Origin of the sequence: Streptomyces geranii (genome assembly GCF_002954775.1) — a bacterium.
In the GTDB taxonomy this organism is placed as follows: domain Bacteria; phylum Actinomycetota; class Actinomycetes; order Streptomycetales; family Streptomycetaceae; genus Streptomyces; species Streptomyces geranii.
In genome coordinates this window covers 302,671-319,253 of sequence record NZ_PJME01000004.1, presented here as the reverse complement: position 1 = coordinate 319,253, position 16,583 = coordinate 302,671, and the positions used below count along the sequence as shown (strand labels likewise).

At 72.7% G+C, this 16,583-nt stretch carries 1 protein-coding gene; it reads right to left on the bottom strand.

Annotated features, from left to right (window positions below):
* Positions 1-10: 10 nt before the first annotated feature.
* Complete coding sequence (locus CW359_RS08350) at positions 11-16,582, bottom strand: non-ribosomal peptide synthetase (RefSeq protein WP_105969128.1); 16,572 nt, start codon at positions 16,580-16,582, stop codon at positions 11-13.
* Position 16,583 lies beyond the last annotated feature (1 nt).

Here is a 16,583-nt window from a genome sequence, read left to right as displayed (position 1 = left end):
GCGGCTCACGTCACCGTTCGACGAAGTCCCAGTAGCGGGAGATCGCGGCTTCGTCGATGTCCGGGATCGCGACCGCCAGATTCCGCAGGCGCTGGAGCGTCCTGTCGTTCTCGAACTCCAGGGTCGGTTGCCGTGGGTCCGGTGCGCGGCTCGCGTGCTCTTCGAGATACGCCTGGTAGGGCAGGATCGGGAGGTCCTGTCCTCGTTCGCTCGCGCGCCGCAGGCGGTGCAGCCACTCGGTGAGCGTTACCGGTTCGGACTCCGTCCCGCGCAGCCGGTCGTAGCCGCTCATGAAGGCACCGACAGTGACCCTGCGCGGGTGGTGGAGGTGGTGGACACGGGCGGTTCCCGGCCCGGTCAGGATCAGTTCCACGACGGCGCGGGCCAGGACGTCGACGGGGAGCAGCGCTTCCGCCAGCTCCGGTCCGACCGGATGGCAGCCGAGCGCGGCGCAACTCGTGAGCAGCCGGGAGAACATGTCGTCCGCGCTGACGGCACCGGTCGAGGTGTGCGCCCAGACTCGGCCGAGCCGGTGGATGCCGCCGGTGGCCCCCCGCTCGAAGGCACGCTCCACCAGCCGGTCCGAGACCCATTTGCTCGCCGCGTACCCGTTGCCGAACGGGTGGTTCTCGCCGTCGATCGGTGAATCCTCCGTGACCAGCCGGGAGTTGTGGCCGGGCGTGAACACACCGAGCGTGGAGAGGTGGTGGAACGCCTTCGGCTGGCCTTCGGCGGCCAGGCGCAGCAGGGTCCGAGTGCCCTCCACGTTGGCCGGTTTGAGGTGGGCGTACGGCGAGAGGTGGTGGACGTTCGCGCCGCTGTGGACGATCGTGTCGATCCGCTCGCGCAGCTCAGTCCAGTTCGCGGCGTCGAGGCCCAGGTCCGCTGCCGCCAGGTCTCCCCGGACGACATTCAGCCGTGGCTGGTCCGGCGTCGACCCGAGGTCGATGCCGTAGCGCCGCATGACTTCGGTCAGCCGCTCTGCCGCCTCGGCGTCGGTCCGCGCGCGGACGAGGCAGTGCACCCGCGCTGGTGTCCGGTGCAGCAACTCGGCCAGGAGGAAGGCTCCGACGAACCCCGTGGCCCCGGTCAGCAGAATCTCCCGGGGAGCACCAGCAGGCGGTGCGTCGGGCGAGTCGGGCGAATCCGCGAGGGGTGTGCGTGATGTGAAGCGCAGGGCGGGGCTCAGCTCGGACTCCGAGTCCGGCACCGACGAGACTGCGTGCTGGCCGCCCTCCGTGAGGTGGCGGGCCAGTCCCGCCGGGGTCGGCGCTTCGAGCAGCGCCGACAGGCTGAAGCGGACCGCCAGCGCCTCACCGATACGGCCGGCCAGTCGGACGGCGAGCAGGGAGTGACCGCCCAGTGCGAAGAAGTCGTCGTCGGCGGAGACTTCGGGTACTCCCAGTACCTCGGCGAACAGCCCGCACAGCAGGGCCTCTTGTGCGGTCTGCGGCGCCCGGCCGGTACCGGCGGCGGTTTCGGGCGGGGCAGGCAGTGCCCTGCGGTCGAGCTTGCCGTTGGCGTTCAGTGGGATCGCGTCGACCTCGACGAACGCGGTCGGTACGAGGTGGGCGGGGAGTGTCGCGGCGAGGCGGGTTCGCAGGTCGTCGGGGTCGAGCGAGGGGTGGCGCTCCGCTGGTTGGGCCGGTTGTTCACTGCGGGTGCGTTGGGGCTGGCCGCGCAGTTCCCCGCGCCCCTTTCGGGGCACGACGTAGGCGACCAGCCGACGGTCGCCCGGGCGGTCCTCTCGGGCGATCACCGCCGCCCGGGCCACCCCGTCGAGCGCGGTCAGCGCGGTCTCGATCTCGCCGGGTTCGATCCGGTAGCCCCGGATCTTGACCTGGTCGTCGACGCGTCCGGCGTACTCCAGCACCCCGGCGCGGTTCCAGCGGGCCCGGTCGCCCACGCGGTACATGCGGGTGCCGGGCGGGCCGTACGGGTCGGCGACGAAGCGTTCGGCACTCTGGCCGGGCCGTCCGGCATAACCACGGGCCAGGCCGTTGCCGGCGAGGTACAACTCGCCCCACACGCCGTCGGGGACGGGCTGGAGGTGGTCGTCGAGCACGTAGACGCGGGCGCCCGCGATGGGGCGGCCGATGGGCACCGGTCCCGCGCCGAGGACGTCGTCCGGTTCGAGCCGGTGGACGACACAGCCGACGGTCGCCTCCGTGGGGCCGTACTCGTTGATCACCACGGCCTTGGGGTGCCGCTCGCGCCACGCCTGGAGGGCCGTGGCGTCGAGGGCCTCGCCGCCGATGACCAGGTTCCGGGCGTCGCTGACGCGGTCGGGCAGCGACTCCAGCACCCGTAGGTGGCTGGGGGTGACCTTGAGCAGGTCGGGGGTGGGCGTGTCCTCGTCCAGTTCCCCGAACCGCACCCGTCCGCCCGTGATCAGCGGCGTGAAGAGCGTGGTCACCGGCATGTCGAAGGCGAGGGACGTGTGCACCAGGGACTCGCCGGACGCGGCCGGGTACATCGCCACGGCCTCGCTCAGATAGGCGGCGAGCGAACCGTGTTCGACGACCACGCCCTTGGGGCGGCCGGTCGATCCGGAGGTGTAGATCAGGTAGGCGGCCTGGCGGGGGTGGACCGGGACGCCCAGGTCGCCGTCCGCGCCGGTGTCCGGGACTGCGGCGAGCGCGTCCTCGTCGAGCACGATCGTGGCACCCGCGTCGGCGACGAGAGCGTCGATCCGGGCCTGGGGGTTGGCCGGGTCGATGGGCAGGTAGGCGGCCCCGGTCTTCAGTACCGCGAGGAGCGCCACGATCACCTCCGGGCGGCGCGGCAGGACCACGGCGACGACGGTCTCCGGTCCGGCCCCGAGCGCGGCCAGGTGCCGGGCGAGCCGGTTGGCGCCCCGGTTCAGCTCGTCGTACGTCAGCGTCGTACCGTCCGCGAACTTCGAACCCTGCGAGAACCGCGTCCCGTCCGCGAACTCCGTACCGTCCGCGACGACGGCAACGGCGTGCGGGGTACGCGCCACCTGCGCCTCGAACAGCTCCGGCAGCGATGCCGCGGGCAGCGACCGGACGGTACCGCCCCGACGAGCGAGCGCGTCCTCACGTTCGGCGGAGGTGAGCAGGGGCAGGGCGTGCAGAGGTCGGGCAGGGTCGGCTGTCGCCTCCTCCAGCAGCCGCAGATAGCGGGCGGCGACGCTCTCGGCGGTGGCGCGGTCGAACAGGTCGGAGGCGTACTCGACCCATCCCGACCAGCCGCCCTCCCCGCTCTCGGTGAGGGTCAGCGACAGGTCGAACTTGGCCCGGTCGCCCGGCACGTCCCCGACGGTCACCTCAAGTCCGGGCAGCGTGGGCGCTACCGCCTCCTGATTCACCGTCAGCATGACCTGGAACAGGGGGTGTCGGGAGCGTGAGCGCGCCGGGTTGAGGACCTCGACCAGCCGCTCGAAGGGCACGTCGGTGTGATCGTAGGCCGCCACGTCCGCCGCTCGCACCCGGTCGAGGAGTTCGTCGAAGGTGGGGTCACCGGAAGTGTCGACGCGCAGGACCAGGGTGTTGGCGAACAGGCCGACGAGGTCTTCGAGCGCGGTGTCCGGGCGGCCCTCGACGGGCGTTCCGATGACGATGTCGTCGCCTGCGCCGAGTCGGTTGAGGAGGGTGACGAGGGTGGCGTGGAGCACCATGAAGGCGCTGGCGCCCCGGCCTTGGCCGAGCGCGTCGATACGGCGGCGCAGTGCGGCCGACACGGTGAAGGGCACCGTGCCGCCGTGCTGGGAGGCGACGGCGGGCCGGGGCCGGTCGGTGGGCAGCTCGGTCTGGTCGGGGATTCCGGCCAGTTCCCGCGTCCAGAAGTCGAGCCGGTTCGCGGGCAGTTCGCGCTCCCACAGCGCGTAGTCGGCGTACTGGACGGGCAGCGGAGCCCAGTCGGGGGCGTGGCCTGCGAGTCGGGCGGCGTAGGCCGTGGAGAGGTCGTCGGCGAGTGGCCGCATGGACGCACCGTCGCCCGCGATGTGGTGCAGGAGCAGCAGCAGGGCGTGTTCGCGGTCGCCGTCGGTGAACAGCTCCGCGCGGATGGGTGGTTGGTGGTCGAGGGAGAAGGGCGTCCGGGCGGCCTCCGCCACCGCTGCGGCGAAGTCGACAGGCCTCAACGACCGGATGGCGAAAGGCGGTTCGGTGTCGACGACGGCCTGGTGCGGTCCGTCCGGCCCGTCGGCAATCACCGTGCGCAGTACTTCGTGGCGGCGGACCAGGTCGCCGAAGGCGTCCCGCAAGGCGTCCGGGTCGAGGTTGCCGGTCATGCGCAGGACGACGGGGATGGTGTACGTCTGCGTCTGGCCGTCGAGCCGGTCAAGGAACCACATCCGCCGTTGCGCCGCCGACAGCGGCACCCGCTCGGGCCGATCGGTTCCTGCGCGCCGGACGAGCGGTGGCCGTGGGGCCTTCGTCGGGCGGTCGGAGAGCAGTTCGGCGAGTCGGGCGACGGTCGAGTGCTCGAAGACGTCCCGGATGGACAGCTCGGCGCCCAGCTCGGCCCGGACGCGGTTGACCAGCCGTGCGACGAGCAGGGAGTGGCCGCCGAGGCGGAAGAAATCGTCGTCGGCGCCCACGTCGGGCACGCCGAGGACGGCCGCGAAGAGGTCCGCCACCCGCTGCTCCAGGCCCTCGCTGGAGGGTCGGCGGGAGCCCTCGGTGCCGAAGTCCGGGGCGGGCAGCGCCTTGCGGGCGATCTTGCCGTTGTCGGTCAGCGGCAGGGTCTCCAGCACGACGAACGCGGCGGGGACCATGTAGTCGGGCAGGGCCCGCGCGGCGGCAGCGCGTAGCGCGGCCGGGTCCGCCAAGTCCACCGAGCCCGCCGAGCCCGCCGAGCCCGCCGAATCCACCGAATCCACCGAATCCACCGAATCCACCGAATGATCCGACTCCGATTCCTGCTCCGGCACGACGTAGGCGACGAGGCGCTTGTCGCCGGGGGTGTCCTCGCGGACGACCACGACGGCCGCGTCGATGCCGGGCTGGGCCGTCAAAACGGCCTCCACCTCGCCGAGTTCGATGCGGAAGCCCCGGATCTTCACCTGGTCGTCGACGCGGCTGACGAACTCCAGCCGTCCCCCGGCCGTCCAGCGGGCCAGGTCGCCGGTGCGGTACATCCGGGATCCGGGCAGGCCGTACGGGTTGGCGACGAACCGTCCGGCGGTCAGGCCGGGGCGGCCGTGGTAGCCGCGGGTGACGAGGTCGCCCGCGACGTACAGCTCGCCCGCGGTGCCGACGGGGGCCGGGCGCAGCAGGGCGTCCAGGACGTACATCTGGGTGTTCCAGGCGGGCGTTCCGATGGTGATGACGCCGGGCGGCACAGCGTCGCCGGGTTCGATGCGGAAGAGGCTGCAGCCGATGGTGGTCTCGGTGGGGCCGTACTCGTTGAGGACGGTCACCCCGGGGTGGCGGGCACGCCAGGCGTCCAGCACGTCGCCGAGCAACGACTCGCCGCCAAGGACGAGTTGACCCTCGGGCGAGTACTCCTCGGGCACCGCGCCGAGCAGGTGCAGATGACTGGGGGTGGCCTTGACGAAGTCGGGCCGGGTGACCTGGGCGTCCGGGTCCGGTCCACTGGACGTCCAGCGGACCAACTCCACGGTGCCGCCGGAGATCAGCGGGCCGAACATGCCGGTGGCGGTGAGGTCGAAGGAGACCGGCGAGTGCACCAGGACACGGCGGCGCAGGCTCGCGTACTCGGCCGTCGCCCACGCCAAGTAGGCGACAAGTGAACGGTGTTCGACGACGACCGCCTTGGGGCGCCCGGTCGAGCCGGAGGTGAAGATGACGAACGCGGCGTGCTCGGGCCGACGCACCACTTCAGTAAGCGGGGAGGAGGGCTGGTCCGCGAGCGCGGGATCGTCCGCCAGGACGACAGCGACGACGGTCAACGGCCTTACGAACTCGGCCAGTTCGACCGTGGTGACGACCGCGACCGGCGCGATGTCGCCCAGCATGAAGGCGAGCCGGTCGGCCGGGTGCGCCGGGTCCAGCGGCAGATAGCCGGCCCCGGTCTTCAGAGCGGCCAGCAGGGTCACCGGGATCTCCTCGGAGACCGGCATCAGTACGGCGACGTACCGCTCGGGACCGGCACCGAGGGCGCTCAAGCGGCGGGCCAACCGGTCGGCGCGGGCGTCGAGTTCGGCGTACGACAGCGCGGTCGCGCCGAAGACGACGGCGGGGGCGTCCGGCGTAGCGGCCACCTGGGCTTCGATCAGGTCGGTGAGGGTATGGGCCGGGACCTCGTGGTCGGTGGCGTTCCAGTCGGTGAGCAGCAGGCGCCGCTCGGCCTCGTCCACGACGTCGAACTCCCCGACAGGGCGGCCGGGTTCGGCGCTGACGTCGGTGAGCAGCCGGGTGAAGCGGTCCGCGATCCGTGCGGCCGAGTCGCGGTCGAACAGGTCGGTGGCGAACTCCAGGAGCCCGCTCACCCCGCCCTCGGGCCGCTCGGTGAGGAAGAACGACAGGTCGAACTTGGCGGCCGGTGAGGCCACCGGCCGTACGCTCACCGACAGTCCGCGCAGTTCGACGGCGAGGTCGAGGGCCGTCTGCTGGTCGGCGTTGTTGAAGTTCAGGCCGGTCTGGAACAGGGGGTGACGGGCGGTGGAGCGCACCGGGTTGACCGCTTCGACGAGCCGCTCGAACGGCACGTCCTGGTGGGCGTAGGCGGCCAGGTCGGCGGCCCGTACCCGGCGCAGCACCTCGGTGAAGTCGGGGTCGCCGGTGAGGTCGGTGCGCAGGACGAGGTTGTTGGCGAAGTAGCCGACCAGGGGTGCCAGGGCGTCGTTCGCGCGGCCCGCGACGGGCGAGCCGATGACGATGTCGTCACCCGCGCCGAGCCGGTGGAGGAGAGTGGCGAGGGCCGCGTGCACGACCATGAAGACGGTCGTGTGGTGTTCGCGGGCGAGCCGGACCAGGGCCTGGTGGACCTCGGGCGCGACGGCGAAGGGCACCGTGTCGCCGCGATGGGTGGGGGCGGCGGGCCGGGGTCGGTCGAAGGGCAGTTCCAACTGCTCTGGCAGCCCTGCGAGTGTGGTCCGCCAGTGGTCGAGCTGGCGGGAGAGGACGCTCTCCGGGTCGTCGGACTCCCCCAGGGTCTGTCGCTGCCACACCGCGAAGTCGGCGTACTGGAAGGGCAGTTGGGCCCAGTCGGGTTCCTCGCCCTGGGTCCGGGCCGCGTAGGCAGTGGCGAGGTCGCGGGCGAGCGGGGCCATGGAGGCGCCGTCGCCTGCGATGTGGTGCAGGACGAGGAGCAGGACGTACGCGCTCTCGCCGAGGTCGAACAGGGTTGCCCGCAGGGGCGGTTGGGCGGTGAGGTCGAACGGGGTGCCGACAGCCTCGGCCAGTCGGGCGGCGAGCCCCTCCTCGTCGACGCCCACCACGCTCAGCGGCGGCACGGACGGCAGCACGATCTGGTGGGGGCCGTGTGCGTCCTCGGCGAAGACCGTGCGCAGGGCCTCGTGCCGTGCGGCCAGGTCGGCCAGGGCGGCGGTGAGCGCGGCCTTGTCGAGTTCGCCGGTCAGCTGGAGCGCGACCGGCAGGTTGTACGTCGGGGACGGGCCCTCGAAGCGGTGCAGGAACCAGAGCCGTTCCTGGGCGTACGACAGCGGCAGGCGCCCTTCGCGCGGCTGGGCGGTGATGCCGGTGCGGCGCGGTCCGCTTCCGGTGAGCCGGGCCGCGAGCTTCGCCACGGTGGTCGCCTCGAACAGCACGGACAGTTCGATGTCGACGTCGAGGGCGGCGCGGATTCGGCCGGCCAGCCGGGTGACCAGGAGGGAGTGGCCGCCGAGGGAGAAGAAGTCGTCGTCGATCGACACCTCGGGCACGCCGAGCACCTCGGCGAACAGGCCGCTGAGGATCTCCTCCTGCGGGGTGCGCGGTGCCCGCCCGCCGGTGTGGGTGAGGTCGGGGGCCGGTAGTGCCTTGCGGTCGAGCTTGCCGTTGGGGGTGAGCGGCAGCTCGTCGAGGGTGACGATCTGGGCCGGGACCATGTATTCGGGCAGCCGGGAGGCGAGCCGGTCGCGGATGTCGGCGTCCGTGTCGGTGTCGAGCGGGACGCCCTGGCCCCCTAGGGCGCCCGGATCGGCGGGGACGACGTAGCCGACGAGCCACTGGCCGTGGACGGCTGCGGCGGCCTGGGCGACGGCCGGATGGTCGGTCAATGCGTCCTCGATCTCGCCGAGTTCGACGCGGAAGCCGCGGAGCTTGACCTGGTTGTCGGCGCGGCCGAGGTACTCCAGCTCACCGTCGGCCGTCCAGCGGGCCACGTCGCCTGTGCGGTACATGCGGGATCCGGGCGGGCCGTAGGGGCTCGCGACGAACCGTTCGGCGGTCAGGGCGGGCCGGTCGAGGTAGCCGCGCGCGAGCTGGACGCCCTCGCAGTACAACTCGCCGGGCACGCCCGGCGCGACCGGTGCGAGGTCGGCATCGAGCACGTACATACGGGTGTTGGGGACAGGACCGCCGATCAGCACGGTCTCGGTGTCCGGACCGGCCGGCCAGGTCGTGACGTCGACGGCGGCCTCGGTGGGGCCGTACGCGTTGAGGAGTACCGCATCCTCGTTCGCCGAGTGCTCGTGGAACCGGCGGACCAGTTCGGCGGGCAGCGCCTCGTCGCCGGAGACGACCAGGCGGACCGAGTCCGGCAGCCGGGTCTCGGCGAGGTAGGCGCCCAGCATCGAGGAGCTGAGGTGGACGACGCCGACGTGCTCCTCGCGCATCAGCCGCTCCAGGTAGAGCGGGTCGCGGTGGCCGTCGGGGCGGGCGACGACGAGGGTGCCGCCGTGGGTGAGGGTCCAGAAGACCTCCCACACCGACACGTCGAAGCTCACCGGGGTGGACTGCAACACCCGTTCGCCGGGCGTCAGTTCGTGGTCGTCCTGCATCCACCACAGGCGGTTGCCCAGGCCCGCGTAGGTGTTGACGGTGCCCTTGGGGCGGCCGGTGGAGCCGGAGGTGTAGATGACGTAGGCGGCGTTGTCGCCGTGGACGGGAACGCCCGGGTTCTCGGTCACCGATGAGCCACCGTCGGGCGCGATCCGGTCGAACCCGTCAACCGACCGGTTGGATACGAGCAGGGCCGCGCCGGAGTCGTCGAGGATGTACGCGATCCGGTCGGCGGGATAGCCGGTGTCGATGGGCACGTACGCGGCGCCCGCCTTGACGACCGCCCACAGCGCCACGATCAGGTCCACCGAGCGCGGCAGCATCACCGCGACCCTCGACTCGGGGCCGACGCCCCGGTCGCGCAGGGCATGCGCGAGACGGTTCACGCGGGCGTTCAGCTCGCCGTACGTGACGCGCTCGCCCTCGAAGAAGACGGCCTCGGCGGCCGGGTCCTGGGCCTCGAAGCGCTCCACGATCGAACGCCCGTCGTCCCAGGCGAGGTTGGTGTCGTTCCAGCCGTGCAGCACCAGGGCGCGATCGTCGGTACCGAGCACGTCCACCTGGGACAGCCGCTGTCCGGGGTCGGCGGTGACCGCCTCCAGGATGCGTACGAAGCGGGCCGCGAAGCTCCGGGCCGTCCGGCGGTCGTACAGGTCGGTGGCGTACTCCAGGCGACACAGCAGCCCGCCGTCCTCGTGGACGTGGCAGTCGAAGTGCACGTCGAACTTGGCGGTGCCGCTGGTCACCGGGCCGGGGTCGGCGGTGACGCCGGGCAGGTCGAAGCGGGCCTCGGTGAGGTCCAGCCAGGCCAGCATGACCTGGAAGAAGGCGTGCCGGGAGCGGGAGCGCTCCGGGTTCAGCTCCTCCACGAGGCGCTCGAAGGGGACGCCCTGGTGGGCGTACGCGGCGAGGCCCGTCTCGCGGACGCGGACCAGGAGTTCCTCGAAGGTCGGGTCGCCCGAGGTGTCCATGCGGTAGACGAGGGTGTTGATGAAGACGCCGACCACGTCGTCGAGCACCGAGTCGGGCCGGTCGGCGATCACACCGCCGAGCGGGATGTCCTCGCCCGCGCCGAGCCGGGTCAGCAGCAGGGACACGGCGGCCTGGAGGATCATGAACGGGGTCGTGCGGGTACGGCCGGCCAGGTCCAGCATCCGCTGGTACAGCTCGGGGCCGACCGGGAACTCGACGTGGTCGCCTCGGTGGGTGGCCACCGCCGGGCGCGGCCGGTCGCCGGGGAAGGTGACCTCGGGCGGGAGGCCGTCGAGGTGCTCCTTCCAGAAGTCGATCTGGCGCGGCAGGTCGGCGGCGAGCGTCTCGCGCTGCCAGATCGCGAAGTCCGGGTACTGGACGGCGAGTTCGGGGAACCGGGGCGCGTCGCCGTCGAGCCGGGCGCGGTAGGCGGCGGACAGGTCCTCGGTGAGGGGCCGCAGCGAGGCTCCGTCGGTGGCGATGTGGTGCACCACGAGGAGCAGGACGTGGGTGTCGGGGCCGGTCGGGTAGAGCGTGGCCCGCAGGGGCAGGTCGTGGGTGAGGTCGAAGGAGCGGGCGGCGGAGGCGGCCAGGTCGGGGGCGGGGCCCGCGTCCCGTACGACCTCCATGGTGAAGCCGGTGTCCGGGGGCAGGACGACCTGGTACGGGCCGTCGGCGTCCTCCAGGTACAGGGTGCGCAGCGCCTCGTGGCGGGCGACCAGGTCGGCGAGCGCACCGCCGAGCGCGTCCGCGTCGAGCGGGCCGGTGAGCCGGACCTGGATGGGGATGTTGTACGTCCCCGAGGCGCCCTGGAGTCGCTGGAGGAACCACATGCGTTCCTGGGCGAACGACAGCGGGACGCGGCCGGGCCGTTCCTCGGCCGTGATGCGCTTGGCCTGCGGGGCCAGCCGGGTCAGCCGTTCGGCGACGCCTGCGGCGGTCGGCCCGGCGAAGACATCTCGCAGGGACAGGTCGACGCCGAACTCGTCGCGGACGCGGTGGACCAGACGGATCATCAGGATCGAGGTGCCGCCGAGCGCGAAGAACTCGTCGTGCACGCCGACCTGTTCGACGCCGAGCACGTCGGCGACGATGGCGCACAGCTTCCGCTCCTCGGGCGAAACGGGTTCGGCGCCGGTGGCGGTGGCCACGACCTTCGCGGGAGCGTCGGCCGTACGGACGCCGGTGACCAGCAGCCGGTCCTCCTCACTCACCGCCGCCAACTCGCCGACCTGGACGTCCAGTTCGGCTGCCGCCCGGCCGAGCAGGTCTGCCAGGTGGTCGGCGACGCGCGCGACGGCCGGCGCGTCGAAGGCGCCGGTGAGGCAGGAGAACCTCAGCCGCAGCCGCTCGCCGGGGAAGACGGACAGGCTCACCGGGTAGTGGGTGCGCTCGACGAGGTCGGCGTGGGCCAGGCGCAGTCCGCCGGCCTCGATGCCGTCGTCCATCGGGTAGTTCTCGAACGCGACGATGGTGTCGAACAGCGCGTCGAAGCCTGACGCGCGCGTCAACTCCGCCAGGGAGGCGTGCTGGTGGGCGTCGAGCGAACGCTGCTCGTGCTGGACGCGGGCCAGCAGCGCGGCCAACGACTCGTCCGGGTCGATCCGCACGCGGACCGGCAGGGTGTTGACGAACAGCCCGACCATCGACTCCGCGCCGGGCAGCTCGGGCGGGCGCCCGGAGACGGTCGCGCCGAACACCACGTCGTCACGGCCGCTGAAGCCGCTCAACAGCAGGGCCCACAGGCCCTGTACGACGGTGTTCAGGGTGATCCGGTGCGCGCGGGCGGTCGCCGACAGTGCCTCGGTGAGCGCCTCGGGCAGCACCAGTTCGTGGACGTCGTGGCCGTCGGAGGCGCGGTCGGCGGGGGCGAGCAGGGTGGGTGCGGTCAGACCGGTGAGGTGTTCGCGCCACGCCTCGGCGGAGGCCTCGTGGTCCCGGCCGCCCAGCCACGCCAGGTGGTCGCGGTAGGGGGCGACCGGAGGCAGGTCGGCGCCGCCGTACAGGTTGAACAGGTCACGGACCAGCAGCGGCAGGGACCAGCCGTCCAGCAACAGGTGGTGGTGGGTCAGGACGAGCCGGTTCCCGAGGGCGGTGAACCGCAGCAGGGGCGGCCGTACGACGCTGAAGCCGCGCGCCCGGTCACGGGCGAGGAACGCCTCGACATCCTCCTCGTCGCGCTCCTCCCACGGCACCTTGACCTCGGCGGGGACGACCTGCACGGGAGCGCCCGTCGAGCGGCTGCGGAAGGCGGCGCGCAGGTTGGGGTGGCGGTGCAGCAGCGCGGTGGCGGCGGCCCGCATCCGTCCGGCGTCGAAGCCGCCGTCGATCTCCAGGACGAGCTGGCCGACGTACGGGTCCTCGGGCTCGTACAGCGCGAGGAAGAGCAGGCCCTCCTGGAGCGGGGAGAGCGGCAGTACGTCGGTGGCGCCGCGGAACCGGTCCAGCTCCTCCTGGGTGATCCGGACGAGCGGTACGTCGGAGACGGTGAGCCCGCCTCGCGTGTGGACGGCGAGTTCGGTGAGGGCCTCGGTCCAGGCCTCGGCGAGGGCGCGGACCTCGGTCTCCGTGAGGACGCCCGAGGGGTAGGTCCACTCGGCGGTCAGCTCGCCGTCGCGGACGTGGGCGTCGATCTGGAGGGCGTGGGTGAGTGCGAGGCCGTCGTCGGCGAGGAGTTCCACGGCCGTCGCGTCGTCGGCGAGGCGCCAGCCGCCGAGGTCCTGTGCGTCCAGGCGGCCCAGGTAGTTGAAGGAGATCTGGGGTGCCGGCAGACCGGTGAGACGGTCGCGGAGCAGGTCGTGGCCGCGACCGCCGTGCGGGACCGCGCGCAACTCCTCCTTGGTGCGCTTGAGCAGGGCGGGGCCGGTCTCGGTCCCGGCGGCGAGGCGGACCGGGTGGATACGGGTGAACCAGCCGACCGTGGTGGACAGGTCCATGCCGTCGGGGAGGTGGTCGCGTCCGTGGCCCTCCAGGTCGACCAGGACCGGTCCCTCGCCCCGGTGGCGCTGTACGGCGGCCGAGAGCGCGGCGAGGAGGACGTCGTCCGGGGTCGCCCGGTAGGCGGCGGGCAGCGTGGTCAGCAGGGTGCCGGTGAGGTCCGCCGGGACCGTGACGGTGATCGAGCGGGCGGCGCCGTGGACGTCCTGGGCGGGGTCGAGGGGGCGGGCGCCGAGGACGGGTTCCGGGATGGACAACAGGTCGGTCCACAGCGGGAGTTCGTCGCCGGGGGCCTGAAGGTGGTCGGCCCAGCGGCGCAGGGAGGTGCCTGCCGGGGACAGGTCGCCGTCCGCGAGGGCCTCGGCGAGGTCGGTCAGCAGGATGCGCCAGGAGACACCGTCCACGACCAAGTGGTGCAGGACGAGCAGCAGTTGGCCCGACTCGAACCACACGGCCCGGACCATCTCGCCGTCCTCGGGCGACAGTTCGCGCCGGGCGGCCTCCTTGTGCGCGGCCACGTCCTCGTCCCGGGCGCGGGTCAGGCAGTCCTCGGCCCGTACGGCACCCACGGGACGGATGTGCCGGCCTCGCAGGCGCAGGGCGTCGTGGCGGTCGAGGACGCGTTGCAGGGCCGCGCCGAGCCGGTCGTACGACAGGCCGGGCCCGGCGGCGAGGAGGAGGGACTGGGCGAACCCGGCGGTGGGGCCGCCGCGTTCGGCGAGGCGCCGGGCCATCGGTGTCTCGGGGAGTTCGCCGACCGGGTCGTCCTCGACGGGCGCGGACGCCGGTGCGGTGGTCGCGACGGTGGCGAGGCGGGCGACGGTCGGGTGGTCGAAGACGTCCTGGGGCGTGAAGTGCAGGCTCTGACGGCGGGCGCGGCTGACCAGCTGGATGGCGTGGATGCTGTCCGCGCCGAGGGTGAACAGGTCGTCGTCCACGCCCAGTTCGGGGCGGCCGAGGAGTGCGGCGGCGAGAGTGTGCAGGGTGCGCTCGGTGGCGGTGACGGGGACACGTCCGCTCACCGGCCCGGCCGGAGCGGGCAGTGCGCGGCGGTCGATCTTGCCGTTGGGGGTCACCGGGATCGACGGCAGGACGAACACGCTCACCGGCACCATATGGGCGGGCAGCCGCTCCGCGAGGTGGGCCCTGGGGTCGGTCTCCGGCATGCCGGAGACGTAGCCGACGAGTTGCCGTGAGCCCGCCGCCGAGTCGTGGACGAGGACCACTGCCTGGTCGACGCCGGGCACGGCGGCCAGCGCGGCCTCGACCTCGGCCGGTTCGACCCGCTGACCGTTGATCTTGATCTGATCGTCGGCGCGACCGACGAACTCCATTTCTCCGTCGGCCAGTTGACGGACCAGGTCGCCGGTGCGGTACATCCGGGTGCCAGCCGGGCCGTACGGGTCGGCGACGAACCGCTCGGCGGTCGCGCCGGGGCGGTCGAGGTAACCGCGAGCCAGTTGCACGCCCGCCAGGTACAGCTCGCCGGTGACGCCGTCCGGGACCGGCTGGAGGGCCGGATCGAGCACGTAGGCGCGGGAGTTGTGGGTGGGGGTGCCGATGGTGACGGGCACGCCGGGGGCGCAGGCGTGGGAGGTGGCGGTCACCGAGAACTCGGTGGGCCCGTAGGAGTTGTGGAGCCGGGCACCGCATTCACGGTGGAAACGTTCGGCGAGCCCGGCGGGCAGGGCCTCGCCGCCGCAGCTCACCATCCGCAGCGAGTCGACAGGCACGTACTCGTCGAGGAACGGGCCGAGCATCGCCGGGACGAAGTGGATGACGGTGACCCGCTCGTCGCGAACCAGACGGGCCAGATAGGCCGGGTCACGGTGCCCGTCGGGCCGAGCGACGACGAGGCTCGCGCCATGTGTGAGCGTCCAGAAGACCTCCCACACCGACACGTCGAACCCGACAGGCGTCTTGTGCACGACCCGGTCCGCCGGGGTCAGCCCGTACTCGTCCTGCATCCAGGCCAACATGTTGGAGATGCCGGCGTGGGTGACGACGACACCCTTGGGGCGACCGGTGGTGCCCGAGGTGTGGATGACGTACGCGGCGTGGTCCCCCCGCGGGACGACGCCGGGGTTCGTGTCGGGCTCGCCCTCGCCGAGGACCCGTACGTTGTCCTCGTCGAGCACGAACGACACGCGGGCGTCCGCGAGGATGTGGGCGATCCGCTCGGCCGGGTAGCCGGTCTCGACGGGCACGTAAGCCGCACCACTCTTGAGCACCGCCCACAGCGCGACGATCAGGTCCACCGAACGGGGCAGCTTCACCGCCACCCGCGATTCCGGTCCCACGCCCCTCGCGCGCAGGGCGTGCGCGAGGCGGTTCACGCGGGCGTGGAGTTCGCCGTACGTCAGCCGCTCGCCCTCGCAGACGACGGCCTCGGCGGCCGGGTCCTGGTCCTCGAACAGCTCCACCAGCGAGCGCTGATCGGTCGCGCGGCCGGTGGTGTTCCGGGCGTGGAAGCGCTCCCGCTGCGCGTCGTCGAGCAGGTCGAGGGCGCCGATGGGCAGCTCGGGGTGCTCGGTCACGGCGGCCAGCAGCCGGACGTACCGCGCACGGTGCTCGGCGGCCGTGTCAGGCGTGAAGCGGTCCTGGTGGGCGTTGAGCACGAGTTCGATGCCCTCGGCGACCCGGGGATCACCGAACGCGTGCAGAGCCAGGTCCCGTACGGGACCGGAGCCCAGCTGCCGGGCCTCGGCCTCGACTGCACCGAAGGGCACGCGCGGGGAGGCGAACGACAGGATGTTCACGGACGGGCCGCCGAGAGTTCCCGGGTGGGCGGCGGCGGTCAGGTCGCGGCGCAGCGCCTCCTGGGGATAGCGCTGGTGCCGGGTGGCCTCGCTCAGGCGGGCGGTGACCCGGTCGAGCAGTTCCGTGAAGCTGGTGGAGCCGTCGACGGTAACGCGCAGCGGTACCTCGTTGACGAGCATGGCGGGCGTCGCCAGGGCGTGCGGGCTGAGCCGGGCGGCCATGAACACCCGGACGAGGACGTCGTGGGCGCCGGTGACCCGGTGGGTGTAGGCGGCCATGGCGGCGATCACGGGCAGGGACCAGCGGGACCCGGCGAAGTCGCGCAGGCGGTGGGTCACTTCCTTCGGCAGCCGGCCGCTGGCGCTGGGCAGGCTTGGCGCGAGGGCGGAGGTGCCGGAGCCGAGTTCCGTGGAGTCGGGCAGATCCGCGAACTCGCCCTGCCAGTAGGCGGCGTCGCGCTCCCGGCGCCCGGAGGCGCGGTATGCGTCCTGCTCGGCCAGGACCTCGCCGAGGGTGGCGAAGCCGGAGGCGGGCGGTTCCTCGCCCGCGACGAGCGCCGAGTACGTCTCTGTCACCCGGCGCAGGTGCAGCACCTGGCCGCGGCCGTCGAGGAGGATGTGGTGGTAGGCGAAGTGGAACCAGTGCCGGTCGGGTCCCAGCCGCAGCAGGGTGTGCCGGAACAGCCGCTCGCCGTCGGCGTCCAGACGGATCGGCCGGGTCTGCCCGGCGTCGATCCAGGCCCGCGCGGCAGCGGCGGGGTCGCTCTCGCCGCTCACGTCGACGTACGCCAACTCGCCGGTCACGGACGGGTCCAGGATCTGGCGTACGTCGTCGTCGGTCTCGTGGAAGCGGACCCGCAGGGCCTCGGTCTCGGCCACTGCCCGCTCCACGGCGTGGGCCAGCAGGGCACGGTCCACCGGTCCGGGGACGTCGAAGTAGATGCCGCAGGTGTACATGGGGCTGTCGGGGTCGAGCCGCTGGGCGACCCAGACGCCGTGCTGTGCCGCCGTCAGGGACAGCGGGGATGGCGCAGTGTTCATC

What these genes read in the sequence shown, in the direction of transcription:
- CW359_RS08350 (WP_105969128.1), bottom strand. Translation starts at nt 16,582, where the DNA reads ATGAACACTGCGCCATCCCCGCTGTCCCTGACGGCGGCACAGCACGGC.